The sequence below is a fragment of the Nocardia wallacei genome, from assembly GCF_029869545.1.
Classification (GTDB): Bacteria; Actinomycetota; Actinomycetes; order Mycobacteriales; family Mycobacteriaceae; genus Nocardia; species Nocardia wallacei_A.
In genome coordinates, this window is sequence record NZ_JARWQD010000018.1 from 1 (window position 1) to 16,419 (window position 16,419).

Here is a 16,419-nt window from a genome sequence, read left to right on the forward strand (position 1 = left end):
TAATTTCCCCCCCCCCCGACGATCTCCTGACGCCGGCGCGGGGATTGGGGGGGGCGCCGCCCCCGGTGTGGGGGGGCCGCCGTCCTCAGGCCGCCAGCGGACCGATGCGTACGGCCGTCGTGGTGGTGCCGCCGACCACGAACCACAGGCGCAGCACCGGGTGGCCGGTGCGGTCGCCGGGCTCGTAGCGGCTGCGCACGCTGATGTGCTGACGCGACAGCACGGGCGCGATGTATTCGATGACCGCGCGGTGCGGTCCGGCGACCAGCTTCGGGAAGTCGACCAGATAGTGCTCCACCGCCTGCCAGTACACCGCGTTGTTGACGTGGTTGTACTGGTCGATATCGGTGGCGCGCACCGGAAACGGCAGATCCGTATCCGATTCCGGCGGGGTGGCATCGGTCAGCCACGGCCGCCAGCGCAGGCGGTGCTCGGCGGTGGTGCGGGCCAGGTAGGCCATGCCCTCGTCGCTGATGCGGGTGGGCATGTTGGTCGACTCGTTGATGTTGATCCAGAAGCCCTCGGTCTCGATCAGGCCGCCGTTGTCGCTGGTGATCCGCACCCGCATATTCGTCCAGCGCGACGACATCGCCGAGCACCAGCGCAGCAGGTGCACGCGGTCCGGCCACAGGATCGGCCGCACCACATCGATCACCGTCCGGCGCACGATCCAGCTCGGATCGGTGCGGTGCAGGGCACTGCCGTGCAGGTCCTCCCAGGCGATGTCCTGCAGGTAGCGGGCCACGGCGTCCGACCGCAACCGGTTGTACGGATCCACATCACCAGCCCGCACGGGCCACGCCGAGGCGAAGCCCAAGCCCTCCTGGGGAAGCGGGGCGAGTGGCTGATCGAGTGACACTGGTGCTCCTCGCGCTGCACGGTGTGCCGCGTTCTCGTGCGGTGCTGTCTGTGACATGACTTTACGGGGCGCGTGTCACACCGTTACGTCGAGATGGCTCTACTCACACGTAGCAAACGCCTGGTCTGCTATAAGCGGTGGCGAGCCGGGACGGCCATGCCGCTCAGTAGCCGACATACGACCCACCCCCGCGCATTGCCGCGATACCGGGCACGTTGTCGAGGGATCCGTACCGGTCGAGAGAGTATCGGGAGGCGGCGATGATGTTGTCGACGGGATTCCAGATATCGCCGTGACCGGGCAGCGCGTAGGCGTTGAACGTGCTGTCGATGGTCTGCATGAGGCCCTTGGAGGGGTGGCCCGCCGCCGCGTTGCTGTCCCAGTTGTTGATCGCGTGGGGATTGCCGCCGGACTCCTTCTCGATGATGGCGGCGATGATCGCCGCATCGGAATCCTTGATGTCGTAACCCTGTTCGCGCAGGATCCGGATGGCCTCCCTGATCCATTCGGCCTGGGTGCCGGTGGGCATCGGCCCCACCGGGCCGCCCGACGAGCCGGACGAGAGCCCGCCGCCGTAGGCGGTACCGGCCGACCCGCCGCCGAGGTAGCTCGCGCCGCCGCCGTGCGAGGTGCCCCCGTTCGAAGGCGACGACGATCCGCCCGAATTCGAGATCGGCGCTCCGGCGGCCGGGACGTCGGTGGTCGCCGCGGGAGCGGTCGGCGCGGGCGGCGCCGCACCCGCCCCGGTGACCGGATCGCCCAGCCCGGCGTATGCCTCGTCGACCTTCGCCTTGGCGGTATTGATCGCCGTGATCGCGGCCTCGGCGACCAGCTCCGCCTGCTTCAAGGCATTGGTGATCTCGCTCTGCAGGGTCGCGGCCCGGTGGTCCTCGGCGATCTTGCGATCCTGGATCTCGGTCGGCGTCAGGCCGGACTGGTTGTCCCAGTACGCCTTGCGGGCGGTCGCTGTCACCTCGCCGGTATCGGAGACCTCGAACGCCTCGGGCGGCGGGTTCTCCGCGGGATGCAGCGCCCGGTCCCGGGCGGTGCGGACGGCCTGCTTGGCGTTGTTCAGGTTCTCCACCTGCTGGCTCAGCGCCGTCTGCAGCTGCAGGACGGCCTGGCTGACCGCCGACGCGCGCAGCTTCTCGGTGTCCATCCGCGCGCTCGCGGCCTGTGCGGCCGCGCCGCTCCAGCGCTGCTCGTCGCCGAGTTGCCGGGTGCGGGTGACGCCGTCGAGCACCGCTTGGTCGAGGTCGGCGCTGAGCTTGCCGACCGCCGCCGAGGCGGTGGTCAGCTGGTCCGGATTCCAGCTCTCGACATCGGGAATGGTGAGGGTCACGGGTGCAGTCCGATGCTGGTGAGCTTGTCCCCGAACTGCTGGTCGGTGAGTTCGACGGCCTTGCCCGCCTGCTGCACGCCGTCGGCGATCGCGGTCAGCCGCGCGCCGATGCGCTGCAGCGCCTGATCGACGGAATCCTTTGCCTGGGTGCAGGATTGGCTCCACTGGGTGCCGGGCAGCGCACCGGCGGCGTCGGCGAGGCCGGACTGCAGGCCGCCGATGTGCTGCGATTCGCCGCGCAATGTGTTCGCGAAGGTGTTCAACGCCTCGGTATCGACGCCCAGCGGCGGTTCGTTCGGCCCGGCCATGAGTCCCCCTCATCAGCTCAGCTCAGCGGCCCTGAGCTTAACAAACGGCGGTGCCGTGGACAGCCGCATGCGAAGACCGGTTAACTTGTTGGCGAGCAGCCGCGACAGAGAGGCCCATTACATGCGTGCAGCCCAGGTGAGCAAGCTCGACGGACCGGAATCCATCGAGGTGGTCGACATCCCCGAACCGGCGTCCTATCCGGACGGCGTGGTGATCGATGTGCACGCCGCCGGGGTGGCGTTCCCGGACGTGCTGATGACGCGCGGGCTGTATCAGATGAAGCCCGACCTGCCGTTCGTGGTCGGTGGCGAGGTCGCCGGGGTGGTGCGCTCGGCTCCCGAGGGCGCGCACGTGGCCGCGGGCGACCGGGTGGTCGCCCTGACGATGCTCGGCAATGCCATCGCCGAGGTGGCGGTGACGCCGACCCAGATGGTCTTCCGGCTACCCGACAACGTCTCGCTGGAGGCCGGGGCGGGCATCCTGTTCAACGATCTGACCGTGCACTTCTGCCTGCGCAACCGGGGTCGGCTGGCGCCGGGGGAGACGGTGCTGGTGCACGGCGCGGCGGGCGGCATCGGCACCTCGACGCTGCGGATGGCGGCGGCGCTGGGCGCGGGCCGGGTGGTCGCCGTGGTCAGCACCGAGGAGAAGGCGGCGGTGGCCCGGGCCAACGGGGCAACCGATGTGGTGCTCACCGACGGGTGGCTGGCGGCGGTCAAGGAGCTGACCGGCGGGCGCGGGGTAGACATCGTGCTCGATCCGGTCGGTGGCGATCGCTTCACCGACAGCATCCGCTCGCTGGCTCCCGCGGGGCGGCTGCTGGTGGTCGGCTTCACCGCGGGCGAGATTCCCACGGTGAAGGTGAATCGCCTGCTGCTGAAGAACGTCGAGGTGGTCGGCGCGGCCTGGGGCGAATGGGTCCTGACCCACCCCGGCTACCTGCAGGAACAATGGGCCGAGGTGGAGCCCCTATTGGCAGCGGGCAAGATCGCCCCACCCCGACCGGCCCTGTACCCGCTCGACCAGGCTGCCGCCGCCGTAGCATCCCTGGACAACCGCACCGCCACCGGCAAGGTAGTGGTAACCCTGCGCTAGCGCGTGCCCCCCTTCCCGGCGGCGGCCATCCCGCTCCTGCCCGGCGGCGCGCCATCCCGCTCCTTTCCGGCGGTGGGTTGTCCTGCACCTTTCCGGCGGTGGGTTGTCCCGTTCCTGCCTGGCGGTGGGTTGTCCCGCTCATTCCCGGCACGCTTTTGGCCGGGATCGACGTGCGAAAACGGCTCGGCGTTACGGCGTCTGTCGTCCTATGCTGCGACGCATGTTGACTCCTCCGGGCGGGCTCTCCGATGACATGCTGGTCGCGGCGTTGTCGGGGCACTGGTCGATCGAGGCGGCGGTGTTGGAGTACGCGGCGGTGGGATTCGGCAGTCATCACTGGCTGGTGACCGGTAGCGATGGCCGCGGCTGGTTCGTGACCGTGGATGAGCTTCGGCGGCGTTCGGCGGACGAGGCGGCGGCGTTCGGTTGGATGCGGGCCGCGCTCGAGACGGCGCGGGCATCGCGCGAGGCCGGGCTGGAGTTCGTCGTGGCGCCGGTGCCGGGCGGCGACGGCTCGGCATGTATTCGGTTGGGCGCGTTCGCCGTCGCCGTCTATCCGCTGCTCGAGGGCAGGCGGTTCGACTGGGGCGAGTTCCGCGACGAGGACCATCGGCAGGCCGTCCTCGACATGATCGTCCGGTTGCATCGGGCGCCCACGGACGTCCCCGCCCGGACCGAGGACTTCGGCATCGCGAACCGCGACGAGGTCGATCTGGCGCTGGCGGGCGACATCCCGGACCGCGGCCCCTACGCGGCGCCGATGTCGGATCTGCTGCGGGACAACGCCACTGCGCTGCGGGCCGAGTGGGCGCGTTACGACGCCCTGGTGGCGACGGCGCGTTCCCTGCCGATCCGACCGGTGGTGACGCACGGCGAACCGCATGCGGCCAATACGATGCACACCGCGCAGGGCTGGCGCCTGATCGATTGGGACACCACGCTGCTCGCGCCGCCCGAACGCGACCTGTGGGACCTCGATCCCGGCGACGGTTCGCTGCTGGCGGCGTATACCGAACGATCCGGCGTGCGCCCGCACCCCGAGCTGCTCGAGCTGTACCGCAGGCGCTGGGATCTCGCCGACGCCGCCGAGTACGTGCACCGGTTCCGGCGCCCGCATACCGGCACCGAGGACGATATCGAGTCCTGGAAAGGGTTGCGGGAACTCATCTTCCGCCTCGACGACCCCGGCACCGTGCAGTGAAAGGCCCGCCATGAACGCAGACGTCCTCTCGAACCGGGTCCTGAACCGGACGCTGCTGGCGCGTCAGCATCTACTGGAGCGTTCGACGCTGACGGTGCCGCAGATGTGCGAGTACCTGGTGGGCCTGCAGGCGCAGGATGTGCCGCCGCCGTTCGTCGGATTGTGGAGCCGGATAGCCGATTTCGACCCGGAGGCGGTGTCGTCGGGACTGCGGGATCGCGCGCTGGTGCGAATCACCCTGATGCGCGGCACGATTCACTTGGTCACCTCCGCCGACGCCGTGCGGATCGCGCCGCACATCCAGCCCGAACTCGAAAAGGTGCCCTTCCGTAAGGGATTCAACTACGGTGCGATGGTCGGCCTGGATCCGGAGGCGGTACGCCGCAGCGGCGAGAAGGTGCTGGGCGATGCGCCGATGTCCGCGGCCGACCTGAGAAAGCGTGCGGCCGAGGAATTCCCGGACCGGGATCCGGGAGCCGTGGTGCAGACCTGGCTGTATCAGCTGCCGGTGCTGCAGACGCCGCCGCGCGGCCTGTGGAAGAACAACAGCCGCCCGGTGTGGTCGCGGATCGAGCCGTGGCTCGGGACCGCGCTGGTCCCCGATTATCCGTTGGAAGAGTTGGTCGTTCGCTACCTGCGCGCCTTCGGCCCGGCCTCGACCATGGACGTGCAGACGTGGTCGAGACTGCTGGGCATCAAGGAGGCGGTCGACCGGCTGGGCGATCGGGTGCGCACCTACACCGACGAGCGCGGCCGGGTCCTCTACGATGCCGCCGACGCCGAACTCGCCGACCCGGACCGCCCGGCGCCGGTCCGCTTCCTCGGCTGGTACGACAACCTCTACCTGTCGCATCAGGATCGCGGCCGGGTCGTTCCCGACGGCGCCGCACCGCCGTTGCAGCGCATGGCGTTGCAGGTGGCGCCCGTGCTGGTCGACGGCTATCTCGCCGGAACCTACAAGGTCTTCACCGACCGCGAACTGGCCCGGCTCCGTATCGCCCCCGGGCGTAAGTGGTCGCGCGCCGAGCGCTCCGCGGTGGAATCCGAAGGCGCCGCCCTCCTGTCCTTCCTGGAACCGGACCGCGCCCCCAGCATCGAAATCCTCTCGCCCGGAGCCGATCTCAAACCTTGACGCTGCACCCCGGCAGTTTTAACCGGCCCGAAATACAAGGCCGCTAGGGTTTGCGGCACGGCGCTCATGGCTGCAACGGGTGACGTGCACCGCTGGATCCGGCGGGCGAACCAGCCGCATTTCCGAGAGGAATGCCGCATGGTGCATGGCCCGCAGTCCGTTGTCATCGCCGATACCACCGTCTATGCCGCCACCGAGACCGGTCCGCGCTGGCTGGCCGGGCAGGATGTGGTCGTCGAGGCCGGGGTCGTCACGGCGATCGGCCCCGGTGCCGGTTCCGGATCGAAGCTCCCCGTCGTCGACGGCAGCGGCGGCCATCTGCTGCCCGGGTTCGTCAATACCCACACCCATCTGCAGCAGGCGGTGCTGCGGGGTGTCGGCGAGGGCTTGCCGCTGCTGGAATGGCTGCGCTGCGTCGGCGAGCACACCGTGGCCGCCACCGCCGAGCAGACCTACCTGGCCGCGCTCGCGGGCGGACTGGAACTCCTGCGCGGCGGCGTGACCACGGTGGTCGAGCACATGTGGCCGAATCCGTCGGAGGAGGTGCACGACGCGGCACTGCGCGCGCTGACGGACCTGGGTATCCGGGTCGTCTTCGGCCGCGGCGTCGCCGATCGTGCCGACGCGTCGCGGCGCTGGGGTCTCGACCCGCGCCTGATGCAGCCGCTGCCAACGATTTTCGACCATATCGAGGCCCTCGACGACCGCCTGACCGGATCCCGGATCACGACGGCGCTCGCCGTCCCGAATCCGCGGTGCCTGACACCCGAGGGCATGGCGGCGGTGAGCGAGTTCGCCGGACGGCACGACAAGACCCTCTCGATCCACCTGTCGGAGACGGGGACCGACGACGAGATGTGCCGCCTGCACGCCGGTTGCTCGGCCGTCGACTACCTCGACGCGGGTGGCCTGCTCGGTCCCCGCACACTGGCCGTCCACTGCTGCCACCTCGACGAGTACGCCCGCCATATGCTGGCCGAACGCGAGGTCGCGGTCTCCTACAACCCGCTGAGCAATATGCGGCTCGGCAGCGGCGTCGCGCCGATTCCGCAACTGCTGCGGGCGGGTGTCGCGGTGGGCCTGGGAGTCGACGGCGCGGCCAGCAACGACACCCAGGACATGCTGCTCGCCCTGCGGATGGGCGCGTATCTGCAGCGGGTCGCGCACGCCCGCGCGGACGTGCTGGGCCCGGATGCGATGCTGCGCATGGCAACTCGCGGTGCCGACGGCGTCCTGGGACGGTCGCCGATGCCGAGCGGTGTGTCCGACGGCGAGCGCGGCGATCTGACGCTGATCCGATTCGATCGGGACTTCGCGTGCCTGCCGGTGCGCGATCCGGGCGCGACCCTGCTGACCGCCGCCTCGCCACGGGTCATCGACACGGTCTGGGTGGACGGCGAGGCGGTGATTCGCGACGGGCGCAGCACGCGGATCTCCGAGCGGGATCTCGTCGATCGACTACGAGTCATGCAATAAGCATTAATAACCCGGAAACAAACCATCGATTGCATGTAATCAACGCGATAGATGCTGGATTCAAGCCGATAGATGCACGTAAATCGGTCCGAAAGTAGGTGAGCGATGCTCCTGCAGGAACCCGCACTCGACACTCGTCACGACGGTGCGCCGACGGCCGCGGTCCGCTTCGGCGGCGTCCACAAGCGCTTTCCCGACCGCGGTGACGACGACATCGTCGCGCTCGCCGGTATCGACCTCCAGATCGCAGCGGGCGAATTCGTCACCGTCGTCGGCCCGTCCGGATGCGGCAAGTCCACGTTGCTCCGGCTGGCCGCCGGTATCGAACGGCCGAGCGCGGGAGACGTTGCCGTGCAGGCCGATTCGATCGGATTCATATTCCAGGAGGCCACGCTGCTGCCGTGGCGGCGGGTGCGCCGCAATGTGGAGCTGTCGGCGGAACTGCGGGGCATCGACCGGGCGACCCGGCGGGCCCGCGCCGAGCGGGCGCTCGCGGCGGTCGGCCTCGCCGACTTCGCCGACCGGCTGCCGAATCAGCTGTCCGGCGGCATGCGCATGCGGGTCTCGCTGGCCCGGGCGCTGTCGCTGGAGCCGGAACTGATGCTGCTCGACGAGCCGTTCGGGGCGCTGGACGAGATGACCCGGCTGGTGATGCAGGAGGAACTGCTGCGCCTGTACGGCGACAACGCGTTCACCGCGCTGTTCATCACCCATTCGGTGGCCGAGGCGGTGTTCCTCGGATCGCGGGTGGTGGTGATGTCGGCCCGGCCCGGCCGTGTGCACGAGGTGATCGAGGTCGGCCTGCCCTATCCGCGCGACCGTGCGTTGCGCTTCGATCCCGCGTTCACGCAACTGGTTTCGCGAGTGTCCGAGTCGTTGCAGGAGGCACGCTGATGGTCGGTCTCGTCATGCCCCGGCGGGCCGGGCTCGCCCGCCCCGCACTGCGTGTGCCGCGGCCACGCACGATGCTGACCGCGATCGGCGCGCCCGTGCTGTCGTGCGGGATCGTGCTGTCGCTGTGGTATCTGGTGTCGCTGGTGCTGCTGGCTCCGGACCGCCGCTTCCTGCTGCCGCCGCCGCATGTCGTGGTCACCGAGTCGCTGCTGAAATCGGCCAAGCTCGAGGTGATGCTGCAGGCGCTCGCGGTGACCGCCCGGGTCGCGGTGACCGGGCTGGCGCTGTCGGTGCTGCTCGGCGTCGGCATCGGGGTGCTGATGAGCCAGGCCCGCGTGCTCGAACGCATCGTGTATCCGCAAACCGTTGTGCTGCAGGCGATTCCGGTGCTCGCCGTGGTGCCGCTGATCGGTCTGTGGTTCGGCTACGGGATCACCGCGCGCACCATCGTCTGCGTGCTCATCGCCGTGCATCCGATCATCGCGATGACGCTGTTCGGCATCCGCTCCGTCGACCCGAATCTGCGAGAGCTGTTCACCCTCGGCCGCGCCGGGCGGATGCGGCGCCTGATGTCGCTGGAACTTCCGGCCGCGCTGCCCTCGATCATGACGAGCCTGCGCACCGCCGCGGGCCTGTCGGTGACCGGCGCGATCGTCGGTGACATGTTCTGTGCGCAGGGGCAGCCGGGTATCGGCACCCTGCTCAACACCTACCGGGCCCGCCTGCAGTCGGAGGACCTGCTGGCCGCGCTGCTGCTGGCCGCCCTGTTCGGCGTCGCGGTCTTCGCGATTTTCACTGTGGCGCAACGCCTTACCGTCGGCCGCTGGCACGCGTCGGGCCGCTGATACACCACTGGAGAGAAAATGTTACGCCGACTCGGCATCACCGCACTCGCGGTGCTCGCACTCGCCGCCACATCCTGCAGCGGGTCCGGCGGTGATACCGCCCCGGTGCACCTGCCACCGGCGCCGCCCGAACAACAACTGGCGGGCGCGTGTCCCGAAACCGTTGCCGTGCAACTGCAGTGGGAGCCGGAGGCCGACTCCGGCCCGATCTTCGGCCTGCTGGGCCCCGGCTACCGCGTCGACCCCGAGCGCAATCGGGTGACCGGTCCGCTGGTCGCCGACGGCCGGGATACGGGGGTGCGGCTGGAGATCCGGGCGGGCGGTGCGGCCATCGGCTTCCAGACCGTGCCCTCGCAGATGTACGTCGATCCGGGCATCACGCTGGGCCTGGCCCACTCCGAGCAGTCGATCGCAGCGGCGGGGCAACAGCCGATCGTCGCGGTGACCACCCTGCTCCGCTACAGCCCGCAGCTGCTGATGTGGGACCCGCGGAGCCACCCGGACTGGCACGGCATCGCGGATATCGGGAAATCCGGTGCGCCGGTGGTGGTTTCGCAGGGCCAGCTGTATCCGGACTGGCTGGTCTCGCGCGGATTGCTGACTCCCGGTCAGATCGATGCGTCCTACGACAACTCCCCGTCGCGTTTCGTCTCCGATCCGTCCTTCGCGCAACAGGGATTCCTCAGCTCCGAGCCCTACATCTATCAGAACGAGCTGCGCGCGTGGGGCAAACCCGTTGCCTACCAGATGCTCCGGGACGTCGGCTACGAGGGTTACGCGCGGACCGTCAACGTCCGCGCCGATCGGCTCGACGAGCTGCGCCCCTGCCTGCAGCGGCTGGTACCGATGATCCAGCGCGCCACCGCGCAGTTCCGCGCCGACCCGAACCCGGCGAACGAGATCGTCGCCGACGTGGTGTCGCAGAGCCCCAACTTCGCCCCCTACAGCCCCGAACTCGCCGCCTACGCCTCGAGGTCGCTGATCGACAACGGTCTGGTCGGCAACGAAACCGACGGTGTGCTGGGCAGTTTCGATCCCGCCCGGGTGCAGCGGGTGATCGATGAGTTCGCCCCGATCCTGCGGCGCGGCGGGGCCTCCGTGCCCGACGGTCTCGCCGCGCGGGATCTGGTGACGACGGAATTCCTCGATCGGACCGTGGCCGTCGGGAGCTGAAATCCCCGGCCGGACAGCAGATATCGACAAGAAAGGCAACCATGACCGCCAGCTACGACCTGTCCGAGGTGGCCCGCGAACAGCAGATGGGCGGCCTCGGTGGCGAGACCGACGCCCGCGAGATCCGCGTGATCGACCTCGGCGATTTCGACGCTCGCCGTGCGGAGATCACCGACCAGCTGTGGACCGCGGCCACCGAGATCGGCTTCTTCCAACTGTCCGGCCACGGAATCGCGCAGGAGACGATCGACGGCGTCTTCGCGCTCACCGAGCGGTTCTTCGCGCTCCCCGAGCCGGTGAAGGGGAAATACCCCCTGGTCAAGGCGGACAATGCGGGCTGGGAGAGCCTCAGCCAGGTGCGTCCCTCGATCGGTGTGCCCGACCAGAAGGAGTCCTATCAGATCACCCGCCCGCATATGGACGGGCTGTGGCCCAGCGAGGCCGAACTGCCGGGATTCGCCTCGGTCGTCCTGGATTTCGAGCACCGGTGCTGGACCGTCGCGATGCGGGTGCTGTCCTGCTTCGCCGACCGCCTCGGGCTGCCCCGCGACCATTTCACCGTGGCGCACGACCCCGAATCCGATCAGTATCAGAGCACGCTGCGGCTGCTGCACTATTTCGCCGTACCCGCGGAGCTGCGCGGCGTGCCGGGCCGGTGGCGGGCCGGTGCGCACACCGACTTCGATTGCCTCACATTGCTTTTCCAGCGCGACGGGCAGGGCGGCCTGCAGGTCTGCCCGGGGAGGGAGATGCAGGAGCAGCAGTGGACCTCCATCGCCCCGTCCTCCTCGCTGATCACCTGCAATATCGGCGACATGCTCACCCGGTGGAGCGACGACCGGCTGCCCTCGAACTTCCACCGGGTCCGTAGCCCGGGGCCCGGTGAGCATCAGGGAGACCGTTACAGCATCGCCTACTTCGCCCAGGCCGACCGGGACGCGGTCATCCAGGGTCCCGGGGGCACGTATCCGCCCGTGACCGCCGCCGAGTTCCTCGCCCAGCGGGTCGCGGCCAACTACCGCCCGCAGCAGTAGCGTTGGGAGTGACAGCGAGGGTGTCGACCCGGAGGGAAGCACGATGACCGACACGGCCGGTGCGCTGCTGGGCGAGTCCGTGCACCGGCAGCTGCGCCAGCTGGTGCTGTCCGGTGAGCTGGCACCGGGGACGGCGCTGAGCGTCCCCGGGCTGGCGAATCGGCTCGGCGTCAGCCGGAGCCCGGTGCGCGAGGCGGTACAGCAGCTGATCTACGAGGGGCTCGCCGTCGCGGTGCCGCACGCCGGCGCGCGCGTCGCCACCATCGACGACGACCAGGTGTGTGACGTGCTCGCGGTGCGGGCGGTCCTGGACGGGCTGGCCGCCGCCGCGGCCGCCACCAGGGTCACCGTTTTCGACCTGGCCAAGCTGAACGCGATGCTGACCGCGCAGGAGGAGAACATGCGCGGCGGTACCGACACCGCCCGCGACACCGAACTGGATCTGGAATTCCACGCCTTCATCCGTGACCGGTCCGCGAACAGCACCCTCGCGGGCGAACTCGCCCGCCTGGAGGCCCAGGCGCACCTGTATCGCGGTGACCTGTGGCGCTCGGAGGCCAACAGGCGCATCGCGCTGCGCGAGCATCGTCGCATCGTCGAAGCGCTGGAGTCCGGCCACCCCGACGATGCTCGCGCCGCCGCCGAGGGACATGTGCGCGGCCTCATCACGCGGTTGCTCAGGCAGTAGTGCCCGTCTCAGGCGTGGTTGCGGTACGCCGGGGCCTTGCTGGTGCCCGCGGGGGTGAGGGTGCGCAGCAGCGGGAGGGTGCGGTGGGTGACCACCGTGGACAGCACGATGACGCTGTGCGAGCGGACCACCGCGGCGCTGCGGTCGATGCTCAGCAGCACCGACTGCAGCCCGGCGTGGGAGTCGGCGCCGATGCGGCACAGCACATCGCCGGAACCCGTGGTGGCATAGGCCTCCAGCACGCCGGGGATGGTCTCGAGGTCGGCGGCGACCGCGTCCAGCGCGCCCTGCGCGATCTCCAGGGTGACGAACGCCTGCACGTCGAAACCCGCTGCGGTGACGTCGATCTGCGGGTCGTAGGAGGAGATCACCCCCGACTCCTCCATGCGGGCGATGCGCGACTGCACGGTCGCGCGGGCGACGCGGGTGCGCCGCGACAGCTCGAGGATGCCCGCCTTCTGGTACTCGTGCATCGCGGTGAGGATCGCCAGATCCAACTCGTCCAGCCTCGCGGCAGTGCGTGCCATCGTCGTCTCCACTTCGTGCTTGTGATCTATTCAAATTGTCCAGCATGAACCGCGACTTGGTGGCGCAATTCGCCATGATGTCTACCGAATTTTGCCGATATTGCTCAGTGCCACGACCTGGCGATTACCTGGGTACATGACTACCGAGCACCTGCCCAGGCCCACCCGGACCGCGGAGCCGTCGGATGCCGAGCTGCAGCGGCTGATCGGCCTGGTCGACCACGACGCCGGCGGCGACCCGTTCCCGGTGATCGGCTGGGATGCGCTGGTGTGGGTGGTCGGCAATGCCACCCAGTTCGCGCACTATATGGAATCGGCCTTCGGAATGCGGCTGGAGGCGTACTCCGGTCCCGAGACCGGTAACCGTGACCACAAGGCGTTCGTATTGCGCAGCGGCAGTGCGAGGTTCGTGGTGACCGGTGCCGTCGACCCGGCCAGTCCGCTTGTCCCACATCATGATCGGCACGGTGACGGCATCGTGGATATCGCGCTCGAGGTGCCCGATGTCGACCGGTGCGTCGAGTGGGCGCGCACGCACGGGGCGACGGTGCTGGCCGAACCACACGACGACACCGACGAATTCGGCACGGTCCGCTCCGCGGCGCTGGCCACCTACGGCGAGACCCGGCACACGCTGGTCGATCGCTCCCGCTACGACGGCCCCTATCTGCCCGGCTTCGTCGCCAGGCGGTCGGGTTTCGTGCCGCGCGAGGACGCGCCGCGGCGGCTGTTCCAGGCGGTCGATCACGTCGTCGGCAATGTGGAACTCGGGCAGATGGATCGGTGGGTCGAGTTCTATCGCCGCGTCATGGGTTTCGAGAATATGGCCGAATTCGTCGGCGACGACATCGCCACCGACTATTCGGCACTGATGAGCAAGGTCGTGGCCAACGGCAATCACCGGGTGAAATTCCCGCTGAACGAACCGGCGGTGGGCCGCAAGAAGTCTCAGATCGACGAATATCTCGAGTTCTACCGCGGCCCCGGGGTGCAGCACATCGCGCTGGCCACCGGTGACATTCTCACCACCGTCGACATGCTGCGCCGCGAGGGCGTCGAATTCCTCGACACCCCGGACGCCTATTACCAGGACCCCGAACTTCGCGCCCGCATCGGCCGGGTCCGGGTTCCGGTGGACCAGTTGCAGTCCCGCGGCATCCTGGTCGACCGCGACGAGGACGGCTACCTACTGCAGATCTTCTGCCGCCCCCTCACCGACCGCCCCACCGTCTTCTTCGAACTCATAGAACGCCACGGCTCCCTAGGCTTCGGCAAGGGCAACTTCAAGGCCCTCTTCCAGGCCATCGAACGCGAACAGGAGGCCCGGGGGAACCTGTAGCCCAGTACAGTCGCAGACATGCGGATCATGTCGGCGATCGTCACGGGGACGGCCATCGCAGCGTTGCTGACGGCGTGCGGGTCGGGCGACAACTCCGATACCGAGGCACCGTCCGTGCGACCACCGATGAAGGTCGCGACGCTGGGGCCGTTCGTGGGGGAATGCGGCAATCTCACCGACGATGAGGTGCGCGATCTCGGTGAGCTGGGGCAGATCTCGCGGTCGTTCAAGAACTCCGTGGGCTGCAATTGGCTGGCCACCGGGCTCGGCTCGCCGAGTGTCACCTTCGCCTCGTATCGGGGCAGCCCGATCGAGCGAGAACGGGCATGGGTGACAGCGCAGGGCCGCAACCCGGAGAGCATCGAGGTCGCCGGGCACCCCGGCTTCCAGGACGCCACCGTCGACGGGAGCATCTGCGACCTGGCCGTGCGGCTCGGTGACGACTTCTTCGAATGGTCGACTTCCTCAGGGTTCCTCGGCCGTCCGAGCGGCGATCCGTGTGCGAAGAACCGCAAGATGGCCGAGTTGACCGTGCAGCGACTGAAGTGAGGGGCGGTATGAGCGGTCCGGGCAGGCGAGTGGCGAAGGCGGCGGCGGCCTCGGTCGCCGCGCTGGCGGTCGCGGTGACGATCGGCGGATGCGGGCGCACGGTCTCCGGTACCGCGCAGCCCGCCGGCAGCGGCACCGGCGTCAACATGAACTTCGACAAGTTGCTGCGCGAATGCGAGGTCGTCCAGGAGGACAAGATCGCTGAGGCCACCGGTGCGCAGCAGACGAACAGTTCGTTCAACGGTGCGGTGTGTATGTGGGATTTGATCGGGGCGCCCGGTGGGGACGGTATGGCCACGTTGAACTGGTACGAGATGGGGTCGTTGCCCAACGAGAAGCAGAACAACGATCGGCTCGGGTATCCGACGGTCGACATCACCGTGCAGGGGCGGCGGGCGTTGCAGGTGCATCGGCCCAACGATCCCGACTCCTGCGGGGTGATGGCGCCTGCCGCCGACGCCGGGGTCATCGGCTGGTGGGTGAACTATCGGCCCGGATCGGGTCATCCCGATCCGTGCGAAGGCGCCAAGAAACTGGCAGAGTTGACGTTGAACCTAGCCAGATAACCCGATACCGACACGCTGGCGTCGTATCCCGGGCCTACCACGGGGTACCCGCTTTTGCCCCTCGCCGCGCCGACGGGTATCGTGGATCGCTGTGCCCGGAAGCTGCGGGCAGGTTTGTGTGCAGGACGTAAGCCAGCGAGAGCGGCCGACCGTTTCAGCGTGCCCGGAAATGTAGGCATGAACTGCGCGCGACACGCCCGACCTCGGGACGCGAGGAACGCGGTCCGGGCGAGCGGGTGAAAGCTCGATGACGCAAACGTGAAGAACTCCAGACACCTGGTTACTGAATAAAGAAAGCCGGTATATGCCAACCATCAACCAGCTGGTCCGCAAGGGTCGCCGCGACAAGGTCGCGAAGCAGAAGACCGCGGCCCTCAAGGGGAGCCCGCAGCGTCGTGGCGTGTGCACTCGCGTGTACACCACGACCCCGAAGAAGCCGAACTCCGCGCTGCGCAAGGTCGCGCGTGTTCGCCTGACCAGCGCGGTCGAGGTCACGGCCTACATCCCCGGTGAGGGCCACAACCTGCAGGAGCACTCGATGGTGCTCGTGCGCGGCGGTCGTGTGAAGGACCTCCCGGGTGTGCGCTACAAGATCATCCGCGGTTCGCTCGACACCCAGGGTGTGAAGAACCGCAAGCAGGCTCGCAGCCGTTACGGCGCCAAGAAGGAGAAGAGCTGATATGCCACGCAAGGGCCCCGCACCCAAGCGTCCGCTGATCAACGACCCGGTCTACGGTTCGCCGCTGGTTACTCAGCTGGTCAACAAGATCCTGCTGGACGGCAAGAAGTCCACCGCCGAGCGCATCGTCTACGGCGCGATGGAGCAGGCGCGCGAGAAGACCGGCACCGACCCGGTCGTCACCCTCAAGCGCGCGCTCGACAACGTCAAGCCGTCGCTGGAGGTGAAGCCCCGCCGCGTCGGTGGCGCCACCTACCAGGTCCCGGTCGAGGTCCGTCCCGGCCGCGCCAACACCCTGGCGCTGCGCTGGCTGGTCAACTTCTCCCGCGCCCGTCGTGAGAAGACCATGGTCGAGCGCCTGGCCAACGAGCTGCTGGATGCCAGCAACGGCCTGGGCGCCTCGGTGAAGCGCCGCGAGGACACCCACAAGATGGCCGAGTCGAACCGGGCCTTCGCGCACTACCGCTGGTGAATCGGCTCCCGGGCTACGACCCCGGGAGGCGAGTCACAGTCGGGGGGGGGGCCGCCGCGGCCCGCCCCCCCGCGGAATAATGAAGGGGTGGGGGGCGGCGACACCGCGGAAGGTGTATCGCAGCTGCGCGAGAACCATTCGGGTCTGACCGATCATCTGAAAAAGCTCCAGGACGAGCGCGCGAAGTGGAAAGGGAAGGTCGACAAGGACGCCTTCGAGGCCAACGACAAGAGCAAGGA

At 68.7% G+C, this 16,419-nt stretch carries 18 protein-coding genes; 14 read left to right on the forward strand and 4 right to left on the reverse strand.

All coding sequences use genetic code 11. The annotated features are described in order from the left end of the window. Positions 1–85: 85 nt before the first annotated feature. From QH290_RS00495 to QH290_RS00505, 3 genes are all read right to left on the reverse strand, one after another. Positions 86–859 carry an acyl-[acyl-carrier-protein] thioesterase gene (locus QH290_RS00495; protein ID WP_280266261.1) on the reverse strand — a complete coding sequence of 258 codons (774 nt, stop codon included), beginning with the start codon at positions 857–859 and terminating at the stop codon, positions 86–88. 163 nt (positions 860–1,022) lie between these two features. Next, positions 1,023–2,201, reverse strand: coding sequence for a transglycosylase SLT domain-containing protein (locus QH290_RS00500; RefSeq protein ID WP_280381657.1), 1,179 nt, complete (start codon positions 2,199–2,201; stop codon positions 1,023–1,025). Beyond that, the gene (locus QH290_RS00505; protein WP_280266263.1) at positions 2,198–2,509 is read right to left on the reverse strand and encodes a WXG100 family type VII secretion target; all 312 of its coding nucleotides are present in this window, start codon (positions 2,507–2,509) and stop codon (positions 2,198–2,200) included. The genes QH290_RS00500 and QH290_RS00505 overlap by 4 nt, the downstream gene beginning before the upstream one ends. Before the next feature lie 121 nt (positions 2,510–2,630). On the opposite strand from QH290_RS00505, the gene QH290_RS00510 reads away from it, so the two are divergent. From QH290_RS00510 to QH290_RS00550, 9 genes are all read left to right on the forward strand, one after another. Then, positions 2,631–3,605, forward strand: a complete 975-nt coding sequence (locus QH290_RS00510) for an NADPH:quinone oxidoreductase family protein (protein ID WP_280266264.1) — start codon at positions 2,631–2,633, stop codon at positions 3,603–3,605. A 220-nt stretch (positions 3,606–3,825) separates the two neighbouring features. After that, positions 3,826–4,806: an aminoglycoside phosphotransferase/kinase family protein gene (locus QH290_RS00515; RefSeq protein ID WP_280381658.1), complete on the forward strand. Its 981-nt coding sequence runs from the start codon at positions 3,826–3,828 to the stop codon at positions 4,804–4,806. Between the two features lie 10 nt (positions 4,807–4,816). Further along, positions 4,817–5,938 (forward strand): winged helix DNA-binding domain-containing protein, encoded by a 1,122-nt coding sequence (locus QH290_RS00520; protein ID WP_280381659.1) that lies wholly within the window; start codon positions 4,817–4,819, stop codon positions 5,936–5,938. Between the two features lie 138 nt (positions 5,939–6,076). Beyond that, positions 6,077–7,414, forward strand: coding sequence for an amidohydrolase family protein (locus QH290_RS00525; RefSeq protein ID WP_280381660.1), 1,338 nt, complete (start codon positions 6,077–6,079; stop codon positions 7,412–7,414). Positions 7,415–7,519: 105 nt separating this feature from the next. Continuing rightward, the gene (locus QH290_RS00530; RefSeq protein WP_280266268.1) at positions 7,520–8,308 is read left to right on the forward strand and encodes an ABC transporter ATP-binding protein; all 789 of its coding nucleotides are present in this window, start codon (positions 7,520–7,522) and stop codon (positions 8,306–8,308) included. Then, a complete protein-coding gene (locus QH290_RS00535; protein ID WP_425303537.1) occupies positions 8,308–9,153 on the forward strand; it encodes an ABC transporter permease in 846 nt (281 codons plus the stop codon). Before QH290_RS00530 ends, QH290_RS00535 begins: the two co-directional genes overlap by 1 nt. 18 nt (positions 9,154–9,171) lie before the next feature. Continuing rightward, on the forward strand, positions 9,172–10,326 hold the full coding sequence (locus tag QH290_RS00540; RefSeq protein WP_280266269.1) for a substrate-binding domain-containing protein: 1,155 nt from the start codon (positions 9,172–9,174) through the stop codon (positions 10,324–10,326). Between the two features lie 41 nt (positions 10,327–10,367). Beyond that, positions 10,368–11,360: an isopenicillin N synthase family dioxygenase gene (locus QH290_RS00545; protein WP_280381661.1), complete on the forward strand. Its 993-nt coding sequence runs from the start codon at positions 10,368–10,370 to the stop codon at positions 11,358–11,360. A gap of 43 nt (positions 11,361–11,403) precedes the next feature. Next, the gene (locus QH290_RS00550; protein ID WP_280381662.1) at positions 11,404–12,048 is read left to right on the forward strand and encodes a GntR family transcriptional regulator; all 645 of its coding nucleotides are present in this window, start codon (positions 11,404–11,406) and stop codon (positions 12,046–12,048) included. Between the two features lie 8 nt (positions 12,049–12,056). Here the strand turns inward: QH290_RS00550 and QH290_RS00555 are convergent, their stop codons facing one another. Next, positions 12,057–12,575, reverse strand: coding sequence for an Lrp/AsnC family transcriptional regulator (locus QH290_RS00555; RefSeq protein ID WP_068015361.1), 519 nt, complete (start codon positions 12,573–12,575; stop codon positions 12,057–12,059). 136 nt (positions 12,576–12,711) lie between these two features. Between QH290_RS00555 and hppD the strand changes: the two genes are divergently transcribed. The 5 genes from hppD to rpsG all read left to right on the forward strand — a co-directional run bounded on the left by hppD (position 12,712) and on the right by rpsG (position 16,180). Beyond that, complete coding sequence (hppD, locus tag QH290_RS00560) at positions 12,712–13,914, forward strand: 4-hydroxyphenylpyruvate dioxygenase (protein WP_280381663.1); 1,203 nt, start codon at positions 12,712–12,714, stop codon at positions 13,912–13,914. A gap of 18 nt (positions 13,915–13,932) precedes the next feature. Then, positions 13,933–14,463, forward strand: a complete 531-nt coding sequence (locus tag QH290_RS00565) for a DUF3558 domain-containing protein (protein WP_280381664.1) — start codon at positions 13,933–13,935, stop codon at positions 14,461–14,463. Between the two features lie 8 nt (positions 14,464–14,471). Further along, positions 14,472–15,029 (forward strand): DUF3558 domain-containing protein, encoded by a 558-nt coding sequence (locus QH290_RS00570; RefSeq protein WP_280266274.1) that lies wholly within the window; start codon positions 14,472–14,474, stop codon positions 15,027–15,029. Positions 15,030–15,333: 304 nt separating this feature from the next. Then, on the forward strand, positions 15,334–15,708 hold the full coding sequence (rpsL, locus tag QH290_RS00575) for a 30S ribosomal protein S12 (RefSeq protein WP_024802068.1): 375 nt from the start codon (positions 15,334–15,336) through the stop codon (positions 15,706–15,708). Position 15,709: 1 nt separating this feature from the next. After that, the gene (gene rpsG, locus QH290_RS00580) at positions 15,710–16,180 is read left to right on the forward strand and encodes a 30S ribosomal protein S7 (protein ID WP_062978101.1); all 471 of its coding nucleotides are present in this window, start codon (positions 15,710–15,712) and stop codon (positions 16,178–16,180) included. The last annotated feature ends 239 nt before the right edge of the window (positions 16,181–16,419 follow it).